This is a genomic window from Aurantimicrobium sp. MWH-Uga1, from assembly GCF_003325955.1.
GTDB lineage: Bacteria > Actinomycetota > Actinomycetes > Actinomycetales > Microbacteriaceae > Aurantimicrobium.
Genome location: NZ_CP030929.1, coordinates 1,465,695 through 1,484,898 on the forward strand (window position 1 = coordinate 1,465,695; position 19,204 = coordinate 1,484,898).

Annotated in this window: 22 protein-coding genes; 15 read left to right on the forward strand and 7 right to left on the reverse strand. The window is 53.0% G+C overall.

From position 1 onward, the window contains the following. Positions 1 to 11: 11 nt before the first annotated feature. Positions 12 to 1,370, forward strand: coding sequence for a transaminase (locus AURUGA1_RS07235; protein WP_114129522.1), 1,359 nt, complete (start codon positions 12 to 14; stop codon positions 1,368 to 1,370). A 4-nt stretch (positions 1,371 to 1,374) separates the two neighbouring features. Then, positions 1,375 to 2,700: an aspartate aminotransferase family protein gene (locus AURUGA1_RS07240; protein WP_240187357.1), complete on the forward strand. Its 1,326-nt coding sequence runs from the start codon at positions 1,375 to 1,377 to the stop codon at positions 2,698 to 2,700. 61 nt (positions 2,701 to 2,761) lie between these two features. Here the strand turns inward: AURUGA1_RS07240 and pstB are convergent, their stop codons facing one another. The 4 genes from pstB to pstS form a co-directional block, all read right to left on the reverse strand. Then, positions 2,762 to 3,541, reverse strand: coding sequence for a phosphate ABC transporter ATP-binding protein PstB (pstB, locus tag AURUGA1_RS07245; RefSeq protein WP_114129524.1), 780 nt, complete (start codon positions 3,539 to 3,541; stop codon positions 2,762 to 2,764). A 26-nt stretch (positions 3,542 to 3,567) separates the two neighbouring features. Further along, positions 3,568 to 4,638 (reverse strand): phosphate ABC transporter permease PstA, encoded by a 1,071-nt coding sequence (gene pstA / locus AURUGA1_RS07250; protein WP_114129525.1) that lies wholly within the window; start codon positions 4,636 to 4,638, stop codon positions 3,568 to 3,570. Next, a complete protein-coding gene (gene pstC / locus AURUGA1_RS07255) occupies positions 4,638 to 5,582 on the reverse strand; it encodes a phosphate ABC transporter permease subunit PstC (RefSeq protein WP_240187358.1) in 945 nt (314 codons plus the stop codon). The genes pstA and pstC overlap by 1 nt, the downstream gene beginning before the upstream one ends. 87 nt (positions 5,583 to 5,669) lie before the next feature. Then, positions 5,670 to 6,725 (reverse strand): phosphate ABC transporter substrate-binding protein PstS, encoded by a 1,056-nt coding sequence (gene pstS / locus AURUGA1_RS07260; RefSeq protein ID WP_371412372.1) that lies wholly within the window; start codon positions 6,723 to 6,725, stop codon positions 5,670 to 5,672. On the opposite strand from pstS, the gene AURUGA1_RS08135 reads away from it, so the two are divergent. After that, complete coding sequence (locus tag AURUGA1_RS08135) at positions 6,691 to 6,765, forward strand: hypothetical protein (protein ID WP_371412373.1); 75 nt, start codon at positions 6,691 to 6,693, stop codon at positions 6,763 to 6,765. The genes pstS and AURUGA1_RS08135 overlap by 35 nt on opposite strands. Before the next feature lie 172 nt (positions 6,766 to 6,937). Here the strand turns inward: AURUGA1_RS08135 and phoU are convergent, their stop codons facing one another. Then, on the reverse strand, positions 6,938 to 7,612 hold the full coding sequence (gene phoU / locus AURUGA1_RS07265) for a phosphate signaling complex protein PhoU (RefSeq protein ID WP_114129526.1): 675 nt from the start codon (positions 7,610 to 7,612) through the stop codon (positions 6,938 to 6,940). 179 nt (positions 7,613 to 7,791) lie between these two features. On the opposite strand from phoU, the gene AURUGA1_RS07270 reads away from it, so the two are divergent. Then, positions 7,792 to 8,913: a cell wall metabolism sensor histidine kinase WalK gene (locus AURUGA1_RS07270; RefSeq protein WP_114129527.1), complete on the forward strand. Its 1,122-nt coding sequence runs from the start codon at positions 7,792 to 7,794 to the stop codon at positions 8,911 to 8,913. A gap of 13 nt (positions 8,914 to 8,926) precedes the next feature. Further along, complete coding sequence (locus tag AURUGA1_RS07275) at positions 8,927 to 9,610, forward strand: response regulator (protein ID WP_114129528.1); 684 nt, start codon at positions 8,927 to 8,929, stop codon at positions 9,608 to 9,610. 10 nt (positions 9,611 to 9,620) lie between these two features. On the opposite strand, the gene AURUGA1_RS07280 is transcribed toward AURUGA1_RS07275, so the two are convergent. After that, positions 9,621 to 9,953 carry a metalloregulator ArsR/SmtB family transcription factor gene (locus AURUGA1_RS07280; RefSeq protein WP_114129529.1) on the reverse strand — a complete coding sequence of 111 codons (333 nt, stop codon included), beginning with the start codon at positions 9,951 to 9,953 and terminating at the stop codon, positions 9,621 to 9,623. Between the two features lie 266 nt (positions 9,954 to 10,219). On the opposite strand from AURUGA1_RS07280, the gene AURUGA1_RS07285 reads away from it, so the two are divergent. Further along, entirely contained in the window at positions 10,220 to 10,897 is a 678-nt protein-coding gene (locus AURUGA1_RS07285) for an MIP/aquaporin family protein (RefSeq protein WP_114129530.1), read from the forward strand. Continuing rightward, a complete protein-coding gene (locus tag AURUGA1_RS07290; RefSeq protein WP_114129531.1) occupies positions 10,890 to 11,300 on the forward strand; it encodes an arsenate reductase ArsC in 411 nt (136 codons plus the stop codon). Before AURUGA1_RS07285 ends, AURUGA1_RS07290 begins: the two co-directional genes overlap by 8 nt. 64 nt (positions 11,301 to 11,364) lie before the next feature. Here the strand turns inward: AURUGA1_RS07290 and AURUGA1_RS07295 are convergent, their stop codons facing one another. Next, positions 11,365 to 12,720, reverse strand: coding sequence for an FAD-dependent oxidoreductase (locus tag AURUGA1_RS07295; RefSeq protein ID WP_114129532.1), 1,356 nt, complete (start codon positions 12,718 to 12,720; stop codon positions 11,365 to 11,367). A gap of 70 nt (positions 12,721 to 12,790) precedes the next feature. On the opposite strand from AURUGA1_RS07295, the gene purD reads away from it, so the two are divergent. The 8 genes from purD to AURUGA1_RS07335 all read left to right on the forward strand — a co-directional run bounded on the left by purD (position 12,791) and on the right by AURUGA1_RS07335 (position 19,159). Further along, a complete protein-coding gene (gene purD, locus AURUGA1_RS07300) occupies positions 12,791 to 14,059 on the forward strand; it encodes a phosphoribosylamine--glycine ligase (RefSeq protein WP_114129533.1) in 1,269 nt (422 codons plus the stop codon). Then, a complete protein-coding gene (locus AURUGA1_RS07305; protein WP_114129534.1) occupies positions 14,059 to 14,946 on the forward strand; it encodes a phosphoribosylaminoimidazolesuccinocarboxamide synthase in 888 nt (295 codons plus the stop codon). The genes purD and AURUGA1_RS07305 overlap by 1 nt, the downstream gene beginning before the upstream one ends. Positions 14,947 to 15,005: 59 nt before the next feature. Further along, positions 15,006 to 15,662, forward strand: coding sequence for a YitT family protein (locus AURUGA1_RS07310; protein ID WP_240187359.1), 657 nt, complete (start codon positions 15,006 to 15,008; stop codon positions 15,660 to 15,662). A gap of 50 nt (positions 15,663 to 15,712) precedes the next feature. Then, positions 15,713 to 16,171 carry a hypothetical protein gene (locus AURUGA1_RS07315; protein ID WP_162784093.1) on the forward strand — a complete coding sequence of 153 codons (459 nt, stop codon included), beginning with the start codon at positions 15,713 to 15,715 and terminating at the stop codon, positions 16,169 to 16,171. Positions 16,172 to 16,256: 85 nt separating this feature from the next. Further along, the gene (locus AURUGA1_RS07320; RefSeq protein WP_162784094.1) at positions 16,257 to 16,853 is read left to right on the forward strand and encodes a DUF305 domain-containing protein; all 597 of its coding nucleotides are present in this window, start codon (positions 16,257 to 16,259) and stop codon (positions 16,851 to 16,853) included. Continuing rightward, entirely contained in the window at positions 16,853 to 17,065 is a 213-nt protein-coding gene (locus AURUGA1_RS07325) for a heavy-metal-associated domain-containing protein (RefSeq protein WP_114129538.1), read from the forward strand. The genes AURUGA1_RS07320 and AURUGA1_RS07325 overlap by 1 nt, the downstream gene beginning before the upstream one ends. A 68-nt stretch (positions 17,066 to 17,133) precedes the next feature. After that, positions 17,134 to 17,991: an SGNH/GDSL hydrolase family protein gene (locus tag AURUGA1_RS07330; RefSeq protein ID WP_114129539.1), complete on the forward strand. Its 858-nt coding sequence runs from the start codon at positions 17,134 to 17,136 to the stop codon at positions 17,989 to 17,991. A 19-nt stretch (positions 17,992 to 18,010) separates the two neighbouring features. Continuing rightward, complete coding sequence (locus tag AURUGA1_RS07335; RefSeq protein ID WP_114129540.1) at positions 18,011 to 19,159, forward strand: glycosyltransferase family 1 protein; 1,149 nt, start codon at positions 18,011 to 18,013, stop codon at positions 19,157 to 19,159. Positions 19,160 to 19,204: the final 45 nt, after the last annotated feature.

Genomic DNA, 19,204 nt, shown 5'->3' on the forward strand with positions numbered 1-19,204 from the left:
CGCAAAGGAAAATGATGATCGACAGAAACCGTTTAGCTGAACTCTTTGACCGCGAGCGCGCCACCTTCACGGCATCGCACCCCAAGTCACAGGCTGCCTACGAAAACGCAACCCACCTCTTTGGGCGCGTTCCCATGACCTGGATGAACAAGAAGGCTGGTGGATTCCCCATTTACCTTGACCGCGCCAAAGGAAACCGGGTGTGGGATATTGACGGTCACGAATACATTGACTTTGCTCTCGGAGACACCGGTTCGATGGCTGGCCACTCCAACCCTGACGTTGTTGCCGCCATCAAGAAGCGTGTTGACGAACAGGGTGGCCTCACCACCATGCTTCCCACCGAAGACGCAGAGTGGGTAGGTGCAGAACTTTCACGCCGCTTTGGAATGGATAAATGGAGCTTTTCTCTCACGGCAACTGATGCCAACCGCTGGGCTATTCGATTAGTGCGTGCACTGACCGGACGCAGCAAGATTCTGTTCCACTCCTACTGCTACCACGGATCGGTTGATGAATCCTTAATTGTGGTGGGACCTGACGGTCATGGAATGAGCCGCCCAGGTAACGTGGGTGAACCCGTCGATGTCACCATGACGAGCCGTGTTGCCGAGTTCAACGACCTTGAGATGCTCGAGCGAGAACTTGCCAACGGTGACGTTGCTGCAGTTCTGATTGAACCAGCGCTCACTAACATCGGCATTGTGCTGCCAGATCCTGGCTACCACGAAGGTGTTCGTGCGCTCACGCGCAAATACGGAACCCTCCTGATCATTGATGAGACCCACACTTTCTCTGCAGGCCCTGGGGGTATGACACAGCGTGACAACCTAGAGCCCGACATTGTGATTATTGGTAAGTCCATTGCTGGCGGTATTCCCACTGGCGCCTATGGCCTCAGTGCAGACTTTGCTGAGAAGGCACTCGCGCGCACCGACCTGGACTTAGTCGACATGGGTGGTGTTGGTGGAACCCTTGCCGGTAACCCGCTCTCAGTTGCTGCCATGCGCGCAACTCTCGAAAACGTGCTCACTGAGGAAGCTTTCGAGACGATGATTGCCACCGCCACGGTGTTCAACGATGGCGTGCAAGCACTCTTTGACAAGTACGACCTGCCATGGTCGATCAACCAGTTGGGAGCTCGAGCTGAGTACCGCTTTGCTAAGCCCTACCCCAAGAACGGTACAGAGGCGAACGCTGCCGCAGACGGTGAGCTCGAGGACTTCCTGCACCTCTACCTGGCAAACCGCGGCATCTTGCTCACTCCCTTCCACAACATGGCTTTGATGTGTCCAACCACCTCGGTGGAGGATGTTCAGAAGCACCACGAAGTTTTCGAAGAAGCAATCAAAGAATTGTTGGGACAATAGGCTCATGACTGAATCACCGTTGATGCACCCTGCCGATAACGCCACCGTACGCGAGGCAGACACCAGTAACGTCTTCCACTCGTGGTCTGCGCAGGGAACACTAGCTCCCTTCGTGATTGCCGGGGGGAAGGGTGCACGGGTCTGGGATTACGAGGGCAACACTTACCTCGATTTCTCGTCCATGTTGGTCAATGTGAACATTGGCCACCAGCATCCTAAGGTGATTGCCGCCATCAAAGCTCAAGCTGATGTGCTCACTACGGTGGCGCCAGCACACGCGAACAATGTTCGTGCGCTGGCAGCACAGAAGATCCTTTCACACGCCCCCGAGGGTTTCGAGAAAGTCTTCTTCACCAACGGTGGGGCCGACGCGAATGAGAACGCGATCCGCATGGCACGTTTGCACACAGGGCGTGACAAGGTCATTTCGTTCTATCGCTCCTACCACGGCAACACGGGTGCAGCGATTGTGTCCACTGGTGACTGGCGACGAATTCCTAATGAATACTCACGTGGCCACAAGCACGTCTTTGGCCCCTACCTCTACCGTTCTGAATACTGGGCAACCACTCCTGAGCAAGAGTCAGAGCGTGCTCTGCACTTTCTCGAGCGCACCATTCAAGCAGAAGGTCCTGCAAGCATTGCCGCCTTCCTGATTGAATCCGTTCCTGGCACAGCTGGAATCCTCACTCCCCCACCTGGGTTCTTGAAGGGAGTTCGCGCCCTGGCCGATAAATACGGCATCGTATTGATCTTGGATGAGGTTATGGCGGGCTTTGGTCGCACCGGTGAATGGTTTGCCTTCAATGCCTTCGATGTGGTCCCTGACCTCATTACCTTTGCCAAGGGTGTGAACTCTGGTTACATTCCCGTAGGTGGCGTCATCATCAGTTCAGAGATTGCTCATGCATTCGATGAGCGCGTATTCCCTGGCGGTCTTACTTACTCTGGACACCCTCTGGCCTGCGCAACTATCGTTGCCACTATCGAGGCGATGGAAGAAGAGAGGGTCGTCGAGAACTCCAAGCACATTGGGGAAACCGTTCTTGGCCCCGGTCTGAACGCACTCAAGGACAAGCACCAGATCATCGGTGATGTTCGTGGTTCTGGAGTGTTCTGGGCTGTTGAATTCGTGACAAACCGCGACACGAAAGAGCCCGTCGACGCTGCCTGGATGGGCAAGCTCAAGGCAGCTCTCATGGCTCACAAGCTTCTGCCTTTCATGGCTGATAACCGTCTCCACGTTGTTCCACCCTGTGTTGTTACAGAGGACGAGGCACGTGAAGGCCTGGCCATTATTGATGCAGTCTTGACAGAGCTTGCTGCCTGAATACCAGAAATAGATGGAACCCCTCTCAAACGAGAGGGGTTCCATCTCTATGGCGTGATGATTATCCGAAACGACCTGAGATGTAGTCCTCAGTTGCCTGAACGTGAGGGTTCTCAAAGATTGTGGTGGTGTCATCAAACTCGATGAGCTTCCCTGGTTCACCAGTTCCGGCAATGTTGAAGAAAGCGGTCTTGTCTGACACACGTGATGCCTGCTGCATGTTGTGGGTCACGATGACGATTGTGTACTTCGCCTTGAGCTCTTCGATGAGGTCCTCAATAGCCAGTGTTGAGATGGGGTCCAGTGCCGAACAGGGCTCATCCATCAGAATCACCTCAGGTGACACGGCAATCGCGCGTGCAATACACAAACGCTGTTGCTGACCACCTGAAAGACCAGAACCAGGAAGGTCTAGACGATCCTTGACTTCCTTCCAGAGGTTGGCTCCCTTGAGGGATTTCTCAACGAGGTGGTCGGCATCTGATTTTGACATTTTCTTGTTGTTGAGCTTCACGCCGGCAAGAACGTTGTCCTTGATGGACATGGTGGGGAAAGGGTTTGGGCGCTGGAACACCATGCCGACCTGGCGGCGAACCATGACGGGGTCCACATCAGCGTCATAGAGGTTCTTGCCATCGATGAGGACTTCACCTTCAACACTTGCACCAGGAATAACCTCGTGCATGCGGTTGAGTGTGCGCAGGAAGGTTGACTTGCCACAACCCGAGGGGCCAATGAAGGCGGTAACGGTGCGAGGCTCGATGGTGAGCGAGACGTCTTCTACGGCCTTGAACTTGCCGTAGTAAACGTTGAGGTCTTTGACTTCGATGCGCTTAGACACAGGTTTTCCTTCTGGTGTGGTGAAACTTAGCGGAGGCCTTTAGGAGCCAGGAGTTTAGAGACAAGTCGGGCAATAAGGTTCAACGCCATGACGATCAAGATCAGCACCAAGGCGCCTGTCCATGCGCGGTCGATATATGCCTGAGCATCAGAGCCTTGGCTGGCATATTGGGTGTACACAAATACAGGCAGTGTTGCCATGCGATCTGAGAACAGGTTGTAGTTCATGCTCGTGCTCATACCCACGATGATCAGAAGCGGTGCTGTTTCACCAATGATGCGGGAGATAGACAGCATCACACCGGTGATGATTCCCGCAATGGAGGTGGGAATGACGATTTTGACAATTGTCAGCCACTTGGGAACACCCAGTGCATAGGAGGCTTCACGCAGCTCGTTCGGAACGAGCTTGAGCATTTCTTCTGTAGAGCGAACCACAACTGGAATCATCAAGATTGAGAGGGCAACCGCGCCACCAATACCGAAACGAATTCCGGGACCAAAGAAGATTGCAAACAGTGCGAAGGCGAACAAACCAGCAACAATCGAAGGAATTCCTGTCATCACATCGACAAAGAAGGTGATGGCTTTAGCCAGGCGGCCCTTTCCGTATTCGACTAAATAAATGGCGGTCATAATTCCGATGGGAACCGAAATTATTGTCGCTGCCAGGGTGATTTCTAACGTTCCAATAATGGCGTGAAGGCCACCACCGCCAGCACCCACGACGTTGCGCATGGAGGAGTTGAAGAAGGTGGCATCGAAGCGAGGAAGACCGTTGACCACTGCGGTGTAGACCAAAGAAATCAAAGGCAGCAAAGCCACAATGAATGCCGTGGTGACCAAACCAGTAGCAAGACGGTCAGATGCTTTGCGACGCCCTTCAACGATGCGAGAAAGAATGTAGGAAAGGAGAACAAAGAGCACTGCTGATACGAACACAGCAGCGACAATGTTGAATCCTTCGGAGATGCCGGCCGCCATGAGCACACCAAAAACGCCAAAGGCAACAAGTGCACTCACACCAGCGGTTGCCCACAAAGTGAGCTGAGAGAGGCGGCGTGCGCTCGTCGGAGCGGGAACAACGAGGGCGGACATTAGTTAGCTCCCGAGAATGCCTTGCGGCGGTTGATCACCATACGAGCCAATGAGTTCACCAGCAAGGTGATGAGGAACAAAATCAAACCTGTCGCGATAAGCACGTTGACCCCGAGATCGTGTGCTTCAGGGAAGTTCAACGCAATGTTTGCTGCGATGGTCGTGGGGTTTTGTGATTGTAGAAGTGCGAAAGAAATAATCACCGAGGGTGAGAGCACCATTGCGACAGCCATGGTTTCTCCGAGTGCACGACCCAGGCCAAGCATGGTGGCGGAGATGATTCCAGGGCGTGCAAAGGGAAGAACAGCTGTCTGAATCATTTCCCAGCGAGTAGCACCCAACGCGAGAGCTGCCTCTTCATGCAGAACGGGAGTTTGTAAAAAGATTTCACGAGTAATCGCTGTAATGATGGGCAAAATCATGACCGCCAAGACGATTGCGACAGTCAAGATAGTTCGACCAGTTCCTGATACTGGGCCAGCAAAGATAGGAATCCAGCCGAGGTTATCGACCATCCACGAGAAGAAGGGTTGAACAGCTGGAGCCAGAACAGTGATTCCCCATAAGCCAAACACAACCGAAGGAACAGCTGCGAGCAGGTCAATGATGTAACCAAGACCTTGAGCGAGCTTGCGGGGCGCAAAGTGAGAGATGAACAGGGCAATGCCGATGGCGAATGGAACAGAGATCAGCAGTGCTAGAGCTGCAGCCCACACAGTTCCGAAGACTAAAGGGATGACATACGCCCAGAAGCCTTCGCCTTCTCCTACTTTGGAAGGGTCTGCGACGAAAGCGGGGATGCTTTGAGCAATGAGGAAGATAGCAACTGCAGCGAGGACCGCGAGGATAAGAGAACCTGCAACGAGGCTAGAAGTGGAGAAAACTTTGTCTCCACGGCGACTGGGTGCTTTGACCTGAGTCGGTTCTTGAACGTCGATAGCCACGAGTCCTTCTTACTGCAAAATTAGGGATTTGGGTAATGCCCGGCTCAGAGAATCTTGAGATTCCCCAAGCCGGGCATCAGAAGGTAATTACTTGATTGCGGAAACGATAGCAAGCGCCTTCTTGGAAGTTGCTGCATCGAGTGGAGCGGAACCAGCTGCTGCTGCTGCATCAGCCTGACCCTGCTCGCTGAGGATGTATTCGAAGTAAGGCTTCACCAGGTCAGCGACACCAGCTTCTGCGTACTCGTTGCAACCGATCAGGTAAGAAACAAGAACGATGGGGTAGTGAGTGGGGTCAGTGGTGGTGCGGTCAATCTTGATAGCCATGTCAGATGCGTCACGGCCTTCAACAATCGAACCATCAGCTACTACCGCAGCTGCAGCCTCAGGGGTGTACTTGATGAACTTGTCGCCCACCTTGATGTTTGCAACGGAAAGGCTTCCGGCCTTGGACGCGTCAGCGTAGCCAATGGTTCCGGTACCGTTCTTGACTGCGTCAACAACACCCGAGGTACCCTGTGCGCCTTCACCGGTCTGGAAGGGGAATGGGTCAGCTGGCTTTTCAATAGCCCAGTCAGCCTTGGCAGTCTGGAAGAGGTAGTCAGAGAAGTTCTTGGTTGTACCAGAGTCATCTGAACGGTGAACAGCGGTGATGGCCAAGTCAGGAAGCTTCGCCTTGGGGTTCAAAGCTGCAATTGCTGGGTCGTTCCAGTTGGTGATTGCGCCGGAGAAGATCTTTGCAATTGTGGAAGCATCCAGGTTGAGGTCAGTAACGCCATCAACGTTGTAGATGATTGCGATTGGAGAGATGTACGCAGGCACTTCGAAAGGAAGTGTGTCGGGAGCACAAGCTGCGAATGGCATTGCAAGCTCTTCATCCTTGAGGTAGGAGTCAGAACCAGCGAAGTTGGATCCACCAGCGATGAAGGTCTCGCGACCAGCACCAGAGCCGGAGGGGTCGTAGGTCACGGTTACGCCTGGGTTAGCAGTCTGGAATGCTGCAATCCAAGCTTCCTGAGCTGAGCCCTGGCTGGATGCGCCTGCACCTACGAGGGTACCCTCGAGGGTGCTTTCAACGGGAGCTGCCTCTTCGTTAGCTGCACAAGCGCTGAAAACAAGTGCAGTTGATGCTGCGATAGCAATGGCTGCCATGGGGCGGCCGAAACGTGTGATGTTCACGTGAAATCCTTTCAGGATTTTTCTTGGTGTATGGACTCGTTTTGAATCCTGAGTTCACGATAAGTGGCCTGGGTGACGCGTTGGCACACGCAAGGTAAACAGAAGGTGAACGCTGAAAAATCTTCGGGAAAAGAAGAAAGACCCGCGTAATCTCGCGGGCCTTTCTTCACAGGTATTTATGCTTTTGACTCAGTGATTTCATCAATGTCGGGAGCCCATTCTCCGGTGGAGAGGTAAGCAACCTTGCGAGCAATCGAAATGGCGTGATCTGAGAAACGCTCGTAGTAACGGCTAGCCAAAGTAGCATCTACGGTGTCCATGGATGTTCCCGCCCAAGTGTCAGAAAGAACCTTGTCAAAGACAGAGAGGTGCAGGCTGTCAATCTTGTCATCAAGATCGCGAATCTTTTCCAACTGCTTGAGCTCTTGTGATCTGAGCATCTTGATGAGCTTTTCTGCTATCTCGATGTCAATCTCGCCCATTTCCTTGAAGGTTGAGCGCAGGCCCTTAGCGATGACCTTGTCGGGGAAACGGTAACGGGTGAGCTGTGAGAGGTGCTCAGCCATGTCGCCCATGCGCTCGAGGTTAGCGCTGATACGCAGAGCACTCACAACTACCCGAAGATCGCGAGCAACTGGCTGCTGGCGAGCAAGTATCTGGATTGCGAGTTCGTCGAGGGTAAGTGCCAATTCGTCAATGTGGGCATCTTCTTCGATGACCTGCTCTGCTAGGGCAATGTCACTGTTCTGAAAAGCAGTGGTTCCCTTGCGCATTGCCTCAGCAACGAGCTCGGCAATCTCTACAAGACGTTGCTGAACTTCGTGAAGTTCTTGCTGAAACACGTCGCGCATGTGAATTCCTTATAAATAGTCTTAATCAACCGCTCTCTCAGTAAGCCCTGTGAGAGTGAAGTTGAGTTGTCACACAGGTTAACGAAAAGAGCGGGTCAGGTTAACAGTTGACTTTCCAAGCCTACTCCTGCGTATTTTCTTTTTGAGGGAGGACGAAGGTGGGTTAGCGTTAGAGCATCATGTCTGCTCCATTAATCTTGCTCGCCATTGGTGTGGGAGCTGTTGCTGGTGCGGCGATCGTTCTTCTGATTATCTGGGTTGTTCGTCAACGCCAGATGGACAATGCGCGAACATCAGGTGACTTACCCCGCGGTGTAGCTCAAGTGGTCAGTGGGCTTGACGGAGCAGTCTTTATCGTTGACAAGTCACTAAATGTATTAGTGGCCTCTGAAGGTGCCAATATTCTCTCCGTGGTCGGTCAAGGTCGAATCCTCATTCCGGAAATTGTCCTCATTGCAGAAGCAGCACTCAAAGGTACTGATGTCCGAGAAGATGACATGGAAATTGCTCGCGGACCTTTGGGCGATGCGACGCTAACTGTCTCGGTTCATGCCTCACCTTTTAGAAACCGTTTTGTTCTGATCAGTGTGGTGGACCGCGGTGAATTCAAGCGCCTCGATGACATCCGCAGAGAATTTGTGGCCAATGTCAGCCACGAGCTCAAAACTCCGATTGCGTCTGTTGGACTGCTTGCTGAGGCACTTCAGGAAGCCGCGGATGAACCAGAGACAGTTCGCCACTTTGCCGACCGACTGAGCGCGGAAGCAAAACGGCTTGGTGATATCACGCGAGAAATCATTGAGCTTTCTCGTCTACAAGCAGAGGGTGCCTTAGCGGATTTTGAACATGTCACCATCAGCGACATCGTAGAAAAAGCTATTGACCAAAACCGGGTTGTAGCCAAGGCTCGCAAAATCAAACTCGTCAGCGGTGGTGAGCTCGACTGCGCGATATACGGCGACCCTGCACGACTCGTTGTCGCACTGAGTAATTTGATTGCGAATGCTGTGCATTACTCCCCTGATAAATCTCAGGTTGGCATTGGCGTTGCACGCCGAAATACCTTTGTTGAAATTGCTGTGACCGATCAGGGAATAGGGATGAACAAAGACGAGGTTGAACGAGTCTTTGAGCGTTTCTACCGAACAGACCAAGCCCGTTCTCGTTCAACCGGTGGAACGGGCCTGGGCCTGAGCATCGTGAAGCACATTGTTTCTAACCACGGTGGTGACATCCGAGTCTGGTCGTCACCAGGTAAGGGTTCCACTTTCACAATTCGCATCCCCGAAGCAACCCAATAAATAAGGAAAAAACGTGAGCCGCATACTCCTGGTGGAAGACGAAAGCGCACTGAGCGAACCTTTAGCCTTTCTCCTCACTCGAGAAGGTTTTGAGGTAGAGATTGCTGAGGACGGCCAACAAGCACTGGATGTGTTTGCCAATGGCACCTTCGACATCATCTTGTTAGACCTCATGATTCCGAAGGTTCCTGGTACAGAGGTGTGCCGACAGATTCGCACCACCTCCAACATTCCCATCATCATGCTCACCGCCAAAGACACCGAGGTGGACAAGGTCGTGGGATTGGAACTGGGAGCAGATGACTACGTGACCAAGCCCTACTCAACGCGTGAACTTCTCGCTCGCATCAAAGCTGTGCTTCGACGTAATGTTCGTGAAGACGACAGCAACGATGACGGAGTCATCGACATTGCTGGAATCCGACTTGATGCTGACCGCCACACCCTTCATGTTCAAGGTGAGCTTGTTGCAACACCTCTGAAAGAATTTGAGCTCTTGGAATACCTCATGAGCAACGTTGGTCGTGTACTCACCCGTGGACAACTCATCGATCGGGTGTGGGGAACCGACTACTACGGTGACACCAAAACCCTCGATGTTCACATCAAGCGGCTTCGCTCCAAAATCGAGGCAGACCCTGCAGAGCCTGTGCACTTAGTAACGGTGCGTGGGTTGGGTTATCGCTTCGACGCGTAAGATACCTCAACTAACTACAGCAGTTGTCGGAACCCATCACGGGATCAAGGTTTAACGCTAACAAGATGTTGCTTGCTGCCGGGGTGAGTGAAAAATACGCCCATTTACCCTTTTGGCTACGTTTAAGAAGGCCTGCATCAACCAAGAGTTTCATGTGATGGCTCACTGTGCTCTGGGCAAGTTTCGTATCTGGTGTGAGGTCGCAGATGCACGCTCCGTCAACACAGGTGGTTCCTGCAATCTTGAGCAGCAGGTTCAAACGCGTTTCATCACCAAGCGCTTTGAGCTGCTGGGCAAGCTCAGCTGTGGCGTTAGAAGCCATGACGGTTTGGGAGAGTGCCATGACTCAAGTATATATTGACATTTATCGATATGAGGATGTACAGTATTTACGTATCGATAAACTTCGATTCATAGTCGATTCATCCTTATATGAGAGAAAGGAATAACCATGATCAAGCTCAACGTAATCTCGGGCGGCGATGGCGGTTGCTGCGGCGACACCGGCTGCTGCTAGGTCTCTCTCTGTGAGCCCCACCAGTTTCGAAGTGAGCAGTTGGGGCTTCGCTCATCTCCGGCACACCTATACAACAGCATCAGAATTGACACATGCACACTCTCAGACTCGCCCTCGCGGAGTTCTTCGGAACTCTCGTTCTCGTAGCCACCGTTGTGGGCTCCGGAATCATGGGCACCCAGATGTCTGACGATGCTGGGGTGGCACTGTTGATCAACACGTTGTCGACAATCTTTGTGCTGGCATTACTCATTCTAATTTTGGGACCCCTCAGCGGTGCTCACTTCAACCCTGCGGTTACCCTCGTGTTGTGGGCAAAGAAGCTCCAACCTGGAGTGCACGTTCTTCCCTATGTGATCGCACAGATTTCAGGTGCCATCGCCGGAGCAATTTTGGCAAACATCATGTTTGACCAGGCGCCTATCCAAATAGCATCAACACAGCGGGTCTCACCCGGATTATTTATTGGTGAAATAGTTGCAACAGCCGGCCTTTTGGTTGTGATTCTGGTCTTCATTGCTCGTGACCAAGCCCGCTTTATTCCTTTCGCGGTTGCCGCATGGATTGGCTCCGCCTACTTCTTCACCTCCTCGACATCTTTTGCAAACCCTGCCGTGACCATTGGTCGTGTCTTTAGCGACAGCTTCGCTGGGATTGCCCCGCCCTCAGTGGGGCCCTTTGTTCTTGCACAGCTCATCGGTGCCACACTCGGAGCGGTATTCGCTTGGGCAATCATTGACTCCACACACAAGAAAGAAAACCATGTCTGACAACAAAGCAACTGTTCTCTTCGTCTGCGTCCACAACGCAGGACGCTCACAAATGGCAGCCGGTTATCTTCAACATCTTGCCGGTGACCGGGTTGAAGTTCTTTCTGCGGGCACAGAACCACGTGATCAAGTGAACCCTTCAGCCATCGCCGTGATGGCAGAAGAAGGAATCGACCTCACCACCTCAACACCCAAGGTTCTCACCGACGAGGCTGTCATGGCATCTGACTACGTCATCACCATGGGCTGCGGAGACAAGTGCCCGTTCTTCCCCGGCAAGCAATACCTTGACTGGCCACTAGCAGATCCAGCAGGCAAGGGAGTGGAAGATGTCCGCCCCATTCGTGACGAAATTCGCAGCAAGATCGAAGCACTCATCGCAGAGATTGACGCAAAGTTCTAACTTCACTTCATCAATGACTATGGCCACCCATTGGGTGGCCATAGTCATTAGGCATTATGAGCACTTACTCTGCGCGCGAGGCTTTCAGCATGGTCTCTCTATCGACAACCTTGATGCGCGCACGTCCTTCAGGCTCACCAAGCTTCTGCTCGTATTCATCTAAAGCAGTCCAGCCCTGAGCTGTGGTGAATTCAATGCCGCGACTTTCCATCAGATCAACGATGGCACCCTCTTCAGGCTCTTCCGGAGTCCACCATGAAACTTGATCTTCAAGCACATGAGCGATGGTTTCCATCGCGTCGCTCTTGGTGTGACCGATGAGTCCTACGGGTCCACGCTTAATCCATCCGGTGGCATAAACGCCAGGGATGTGCTTTCCAGACTCATCAATGACCTGGCCTTCGTGGTTAGGGATAACACCCTTGTCAACATCAAAGGGAACGTCTTTTAGCGGTGAGCTGTAGTAACCAATAGCGCGATACACAGCCTGCACCTCTACTTCACGGATCTCGCCAGCGCCCACAACTCCCCCGGAGCCGTCGGGGGCTGTGCGTTCATAACGGAAGCCCGTCACGTTGCCTTCTTCATCCCCGAGCACCTCGAGAGGGTTGGCATAGAAGTGCAAGTGCAGCCGTCGTGAGGCCTTGCCGGTCTCGCGGGTACGCCATTCGTTCATGACCTTGTTGAGAACAAAGACTTGCTTGTTGGAATCAATCAGTGCCTGGCTTGCAGGATCAATCTCAAAGTCTTCGTCATAAACGATCATGTCAACATCACGCAGCTCACCCAGTTCACGCAGCTCCAGCGGAGAGAACTTTGCTTGCGCGGGACCACGACGTCCAAAGACGTGAACATCAGTTACTGGAGAGGCCTTGAGACCCTGATAGACGTTGTCAGGAATCTCGGTAACGAGAAGGTCTTCAGCGTGCTTGGCCAGCATTCGAGCGGCATCAAGTGCCACGTTTCCGTTACCGATCACTGCAACAGATTGTGCAGTCAGTGGCCAGGTGCGGGGAACATCAGGATGACCGTCATACCAACTGACAAAGTCAGCTGCCCCGTAACTGCCATTGAGGTCGATGCCTGGAATGTTCAATGGAACATCCTTCATGGCACCTGTAGCAAAGATGACGGCGTTGTAGTGCTTCTTGAGGTCGTCCATCGTGATGTCAACGCCGTATTCCACATTGCCAAACAAGCGGATGTCTCCGCGGTCCAGTACCTCGCGCAGAGCTGTGATGATTCCCTTAATGCGTGGGTGGTCGGGTGCAACACCATAACGAACCAAACCATAAGGTGCGGGAAGGTGTTCAAAAAGGTCAATAGAAAGATCGAAATCGCGTTCGGCTTTCATCGCAATATCAGCTGCGTAGATTCCTGCGGGGCCGGCGCCAACAATGGCCAGTCGAAGCTTGGTCACGGGGTAAATAATCCTCATACGTGGAAGGCAAGTGAATTCCCAGTTTAGTCGGGGGCAATAGGCTTAACTCGTGAAAATCCTGGTTCTTGGCTCCGGTGCCCGCGAGCACGCTATTGTTACCGCCCTGCTAGCTGAAAATGCCGACCACGAGATTACTGTTGCTCCCGGCAACGCCGGTATCGCTTTCGATGTTCCTTGCGTCACGACAAACATCCTCGATCCAGAAGCCGTGGCCTTCCTGGCCGAGGGTCTCGATGTTGATCTTGTCGTGGTGGGTCCTGAAGCACCCCTTGTGGCTGGTGTCGCCGATCCCTTGCGCGAAATGGGTATCCCCGTCTTTGGTCCCAACCAGGCTGCCGCTGCTCTAGAGGGTTCAAAAACCTTTGCCAAGCGCATCATGGATGAGGCTGGCGTTCCCACCGGACGTGCAATCAAGGTTTCAACACTGCTTGATGCCGAGACAGCATTGGATGACTACGGCGCTCCCTACGTCATCAAAGCTGATGGCCTCGCTGCCGGTAAGGGTGTCCTCGTTACTCACGATCGCGATGCAGCTGTGGCGCATGCCTCCCACTACCTCACCCAAGGTTCAGTCCTCATTGAAGAATTCTTGGACGGCCAAGAAGTGTCACTGTTCATGTTTGCCGACGGCCACGACGTGCTGCCACTTTCTCCAGCGCAAGATTTCAAGCGTCTGAAGGACAACGATGAAGGTCCCAACACTGGTGGCATGGGTGCCTACTCGCCACTTCCGTGGCTGACAGAACAGTTTGGCAGTGAAGACGCGTTTGTCACCGAAGTGATTGAAACGATTGCTCTGCCCACCATCCGTCAGCTCGAGGCCGAAGGAACGCCCTTCCAAGGCTTGCTTTATTGCGGGCTTATTCTCACCTCCAAGGGAATTCGCGTTATCGAATTCAATGCGCGATTTGGAGACCCCGAAACTCAGGTTGTTCTGCCCCGGCTCAAGACTCCTTTGTCTGAACTCATGATGGCTTCGGCAACTGGAGCTCTCGCCGGACGAGACCGCCCCGAGTTCTCAGATGAAGCCGTCGTCACGGTTGTTCTCGCCAGCGAGAACTATCCCGAGACTCCTGTTACTGGCAGAGTGTTGACCGGTATTCCCTTGGCAAACGCCGTTGAGGGTGTGCACGTTACCCATGCGGCAACCACCGAACAAGACGGCGAGCTCATTGCGACCGGTGGTCGGGTTTTGAGCGTTGTTGGTCGTGGAAAAGACTTTGCCGAGGCACGCTCGCGTGCTTACGAAGGCCTCGCCAAGATTCAGCTTGAGGGCGGTCAATACCGCACAGACATTGCCAAAAAGGTTGTGAAGTAATGTCCGGTTTCACCGGAGGCGACAAGCTCGACCTTGCCGGGTGGGAGCACACCTACTCCGGCAAAGTTCGTGACCTCTACGTTCCCGCAGGGGAAACTTTAGAGTCAACGCCTCGCGTGCTGGTTGTTGCGAGCGATCGAGTCAGCGCCTTCGACCATGTGCTCCAGCCAGGTATCCCCGGCAAGGGAGAACTGCTCACCAAGCTCAGCCTGTGGTGGTTTGATCAGCTTGGTGTTCCCAACCACCTGCGCGCAGGCGAGATCCCTGCAGAGGTTCAGGGAAAGGCGATGCTCGTTGCCAACCTGGACATGTTCCCGGTTGAGTGTGTTGTTCGCGGCTACCTCTCCGGTAGTGGTTACCTCGAATACATCGAGACCCAGAGCGTGTGTGGCATTGCTCTTCCTGCAGGACTCAAGGATGGCGACAAGCTACCTGAGCCGATTTACACCCCTGCGTGGAAAGCACCCTTTGGCGAACACGATGAGAACATCACCTTTGAGAGAACTGTGGAACTCATCGGACTCGAGGACGCAACTACGTTGCGCGACCTTTCACTTCAAATCTTCACCCAGGCCAGCGAGCTTGCGGCCGCCAAAGGAATCATCCTTGCTGACACGAAGTTCGAATTTGGTCGCGACAGAGAAACTGGTGTGATCACCCTCGCTGATGAGGTTCTCACCTCCGACTCTTCTCGTTATTGGGATGCAGCAGCTTATGAAGCAGGAACTACCCCTGCGGAAAAAATGACCAGCTTTGATAAACAAATTGTGCGTAATTGGCTTTCAGCGAATTGGGACAAGAAGGGCACACCTCCGGTTCTTCCCGAGGAGATTGTTCAAAAAACTGCAGACCGTTATCGCGAGCTCATCAACCGGATGCTGGGATAGCCGTAATAATTCTGTGGCGAGGTTTTCCTAACTCTGTGCTGTGCGCCTAGCCTGAAGTCATGCGCAGATTTATCAATTCCATTTTCGAGGTTCCCCGGAGTGGTGCCCCGATGTGGAAAAGATTGGTTCTGGTGGAATCCGGACTCATCATCTGCGGTTTTGCTTTCGCCATCATGTTGCAAGCCGCTATTGGACTTGATCCGTGGGACGCCTTCCACCTCGGACTGTCACTAGTAACGGGTGTCTCCATTGGGCTCGTCGTTGTGGTCGTGGGTTTTGCAGTTCTTTTTCTCTGGATATTCCTCAAGCAAAAACTTGGTATTGGAACCATCCTCAACGCCATCACCATTGGTCTCTCGATCGACTACTTCATTACCTTGATTCCCCAGGCTCCCGACTTCAGGTGGGGTTTGGGGTACTTCATCGTGGCCATCGTTATTAACGGCTTAGGTATTTCGATGTATATCGGCGCTGGCTTGGGTCCAGGGCCTCGAGATGGTTTGATGACGGGACTGGTCAGAATTACCGGGCGGCCCGTCTGGCTAGTAAGAACAGTCATCGAAGTTCTTGTTCTTGGACTGGGCTGGCTTATGGGTGGCGCAGTCGGCTTGGGAACGGTTCTCTATGCTTTTGCAATTGGTCCCGTCGTTCACGTGATGCTGCCCTGGTTCAACCTAGACAAGGTGAAAGAACCAGAAGAACTTGAAGGCCACTAAGCGGAAGCGATTCCTAGCTCATTCTTAGGTACGCGTGTCACACTATGGCTATGAAACGTCACCCACACGTACCCGCAATATTCGCGATGGTCGCGGTGGCGTTCCTTTTTGCACTTGCACCGGTCTTCCATGCAGTTTGTGTTTCAGTTGTGGGTTCTAGCTCTGACTCTCACACGAGCCATGTCATGGCGGATGGCACTGTGATGAATATGGCTGTCCAAGTCTCCCCAGACGTGATGAATATGGGTGCGTCACCACCGTTTGACGTTGAGCCCATTTCGCCTCACTCTGCTAATGAAACATCACATGTGATGGGGACCATCATGATTACCGCTGGACTCACCCTGTTGACATTCTTTGGGTTGCGCTTGTGTAAGCAGGTGCTTGCTCGTGGATTTGTCGCTGCAATCACGAAGCCTACGCTTGTGAAGCTCTCTGAAGTAGGCATCGCCCGAGCAAGGCCGCCAAGCCAAGTTAACCTCACCACTTTGTGTATTTCCCGAACATAAGCCTTACGTCACAGTGCGCACGCAACGTCCGTTGCTGATGCGCTCAGAAGTTCACACTCTTATTTATGACGTAAAGGAATACCCAATGTTTAACAAGAAACACAAAATTGCTGGATTCACTGCCGTTGCACTTGCTGGAGCAGTTTCCCTTGCCGGCTGCACCATCAACATTGGTGGCACAGGCTCCAATGGAATGATGGACGGCGGCATGATGGCGAACAATCTAAGTTCTTCAGGATTCTCTGGAACCGACATCATGTTTGCCCAGATGATGATTCCTCACCACCAGCAGGCCGTGGACATGTCCACCCTCGCTGAGACTCGCACCACCAACCCTGAAATCTTGGCCCTGGCCAAGCAGATCAAGGAAGCCCAAGCACCTGAGATCAAGCAGATGACGGCATGGATTGAGTCCTCAGGATCAAGCATGGACATGGGCCATGACATGGGAATGGGTGGCATGCTCACCGATGAACAGATGACTGCTCTAGAAAATGCCCAAGGCGCTGCGTTCGACAAGCTCTACCTCGAAGGCATGATTGGTCATCACCAAGGTGCTCTCCAGATGGCCAAGATGATCGAGAACTCTGACAATGCCGAAGCGAAAGAACTCGCAGCCAACATTATTAAGAGCCAAAGCGCTGAAATCGACAGGATGAAGCAGATGTTGGCGGGTATGTAATGGCCACGTCATCTTTCACTGCAACGGGCATGACCTGTCAGCACTGTGTTGCCAGCGTCACCAAAGAAGTGAGTGAGCTCGATCACGTCACTTCAGTTACCGTTGACCTTCCCACAGGAAAAGTCACAGTGGAAAGCGACGCCCCCATCCCCGCGGATGAGGTCATCGCTGCCATCGACAAGGCAGGGTACTCATCAGAAGTGAGTAAATAGCGCCGACTGTTTGCTTAGCGTTTGGTGTCAAGTGGCCACACGTTAATCCTCATCGCGAGGATTAACGTGTGGCCACTGCTGTCTATCGACGATATGTTGCCCTCGGTGACTCACTCACTGAGGGTCTCGGCGATGACCGTTTTGAAAAAGACAGATTATTTGCTGGCTGGGCTGATCGGTTTGCAGTATTGCTCAACGAAGATGCCTTGGCTTCTGGTGAAGACTTTCTCTATGCCAACCTCGCTGTGAGAAGCAGGAACTCCGCTGAAATACTTTCTGACCAAGTCAACAAAGCACTGCTCCTTGAGCCCGACCTAGTCACCATTATGGCTGGCGCGAACGACTTATGGCGTCCTCGAAAAAGCTGGGACTTAGTTCGGGCACAATTCACGGATGCTGTTCAAGTACTCAAAGCAGCTGGCATCACTGTTGTGTTAACCAACTGCATCAATCCAGTGCATCACTGGTCTTTTCGTGGCGGTGCACTGCGGGCTAAAGAACTCACCAAACTCATCGAAGAAGTTGCATCCGAACAGAATGTCTTGGTCGTGGATGTCTATCGCAGCCCAACCTTGCGTCGTTTACGAGTCTGGTCAGACGACTGTGTTCATTTCGGTCCACGTGGACACGCGCATGTTGCAAACAAAGCTGCGAAGCTTTTAGGTTTGCCCTATCGAATCGAAACCCCGGTTCTTGAACCACGCCTCAAAGATGGCATGACATTGCTAGAACATGTCAAATGGATTGCCACTCACGTGACCCCGTTTGTCGGTAGAAGATTGCGCGGTATTGCTGCTGGAGACGGAATTAACCCCAAGCGACCAGTGTTGTCTCGCGTACACGATCACCCCTGGACAGTGCGACGTTCAAAGTCTTCACCACTCGTTCACTCGCCATTTCCCCCCACGTCGGTTCTCACCAAATAAGCCTTTGTAACTTAGGGGCATGAGCATGCGGGTTGCAATCGTGACAGAGTCATTTCTCCCCACACTTAACGGAGTAACCAACTCAGTACTTCGAGTAGTTGACACACTCAAAGAAGCTGGCCATGAGGTCATCATCATTGCCCCCACTGCACCAACTAAGAGGTATTTGGGATTCAACGTAGTCCGAACTTTAGCTTTGCCCTTTATGCAATTCCAAGTGGGTCTTCCACCTTTGGCTCTTCAAGCAACTCTTGAAGAATTCAAGCCAGACGTGATCCACGTTGCTTCCCCGTTCTTCTTGGGAGGTCAAGCAATTGCAATCGCCAACAAGCTCGGCATTCCTACCGTCGCGATTTACCAGACCGACATTGCTGGATATCTGCAGCGCTATGGCATGCAGTTTGCTAAGCCTGTGGTTGATCGATTCGTTGCTGCTATTCACGGCCCCGCCACCATGAACTTGGCACCTACTCCCGAATCTGCCGCCTACCTGCTCAAGCTTGGCGTGCAGCGTGTTGGCGTATGGGGTCGAGGAGTAGATCTGGAACTCTTTCACCCTCGCAACAAAGACGACGCCGCGACTGTCGCATTCCGCTCTCTCCACGCGCGAGGAAAGAAAAACCTCATCGGTTTTGTAGGGCGCCTGGCGCCCGAGAAGCAAGTACACCGCATGCTCGAGTTGGCTGACCTTCCAGACACTGCGCTGGTCATTGTGGGGGACGGCCCTGAACGAAAGAACCTGGAAGCCCTCTTCTCGGGCAAATCAGTGAGCTTTACTGGTGCATTGCAAGGCCAGGAACTCTCATCTGCCTACGCAGCCCTCGATGCTTTTGTTCACTACGGCACAGAAGAAACCTTCGGCCAGACCATTCAAGAAGCTCAGGCTTCTGGAATACCAGTGGTTGCTCCCGCTGTAGGAGGCCCACGTTTCCTCATTTCTGATGGCGAAAATGGTCGTTTGATCGAGCCGGAAAACAAAACCGGCTTCATTGATGCCGTGACCGAAATCTTGTCTGTCCCTCGACTTGCGGCCCGCATGGGGGAAGCAGGTCGGCGTTCGGTCTTGAAGAAGTCATGGAAAGCAAACAATGAAAACCTGCTGAAGACCTACCGCGCAGCGGCGGCCTTCACCGGGACTGAGCTGGAGTCCAGTCCTGAACTGGTTTGATGCCCAAGGAATCATTGAGGCTCTCGGGGCTCTCGCCGTCCTGGG

Bases quoted from the DNA above. Each gene is read 5' to 3' on its own strand.
- AURUGA1_RS07315 (WP_162784093.1), top strand. From the start codon at position 15,713: ATGAAACGTCACCCACACGTACCCGCAATATTCGCGATGGTCGCGGTG.
- AURUGA1_RS07335 (WP_114129540.1), top strand. From the start codon at position 18,011: ATGAGCATGCGGGTTGCAATCGTGACAGAGTCATTTCTCCCCACACTT.
- AURUGA1_RS07280 (WP_114129529.1), bottom strand. From the start codon at position 9,953: ATGGCACTCTCCCAAACCGTCATGGCTTCTAACGCCACAGCTGAGCTT.
- AURUGA1_RS07325 (WP_114129538.1), top strand. From the start codon at position 16,853: ATGGCCACGTCATCTTTCACTGCAACGGGCATGACCTGTCAGCACTGT.
- phoU (WP_114129526.1), bottom strand. From the start codon at position 7,612: ATGCGCGACGTGTTTCAGCAAGAACTTCACGAAGTTCAGCAACGTCTT.
- AURUGA1_RS07320 (WP_162784094.1), top strand. From the start codon at position 16,257: ATGTTTAACAAGAAACACAAAATTGCTGGATTCACTGCCGTTGCACTT.
- pstA (WP_114129525.1), bottom strand. From the start codon at position 4,638: ATGTCCGCCCTCGTTGTTCCCGCTCCGACGAGCGCACGCCGCCTCTCT.
- AURUGA1_RS07310 (WP_240187359.1), top strand. From the start codon at position 15,006: ATGCGCAGATTTATCAATTCCATTTTCGAGGTTCCCCGGAGTGGTGCC.
- AURUGA1_RS07235 (WP_114129522.1), top strand. From the start codon at position 12: ATGATGATCGACAGAAACCGTTTAGCTGAACTCTTTGACCGCGAGCGC.
- AURUGA1_RS07290 (WP_114129531.1), top strand. From the start codon at position 10,890: ATGTCTGACAACAAAGCAACTGTTCTCTTCGTCTGCGTCCACAACGCA.
- AURUGA1_RS07270 (WP_114129527.1), top strand. From the start codon at position 7,792: ATGTCTGCTCCATTAATCTTGCTCGCCATTGGTGTGGGAGCTGTTGCT.
- AURUGA1_RS07240 (WP_240187357.1), top strand. From the start codon at position 1,375: ATGACTGAATCACCGTTGATGCACCCTGCCGATAACGCCACCGTACGC.
- AURUGA1_RS07285 (WP_114129530.1), top strand. From the start codon at position 10,220: ATGCACACTCTCAGACTCGCCCTCGCGGAGTTCTTCGGAACTCTCGTT.
- AURUGA1_RS07305 (WP_114129534.1), top strand. From the start codon at position 14,059: ATGTCCGGTTTCACCGGAGGCGACAAGCTCGACCTTGCCGGGTGGGAG.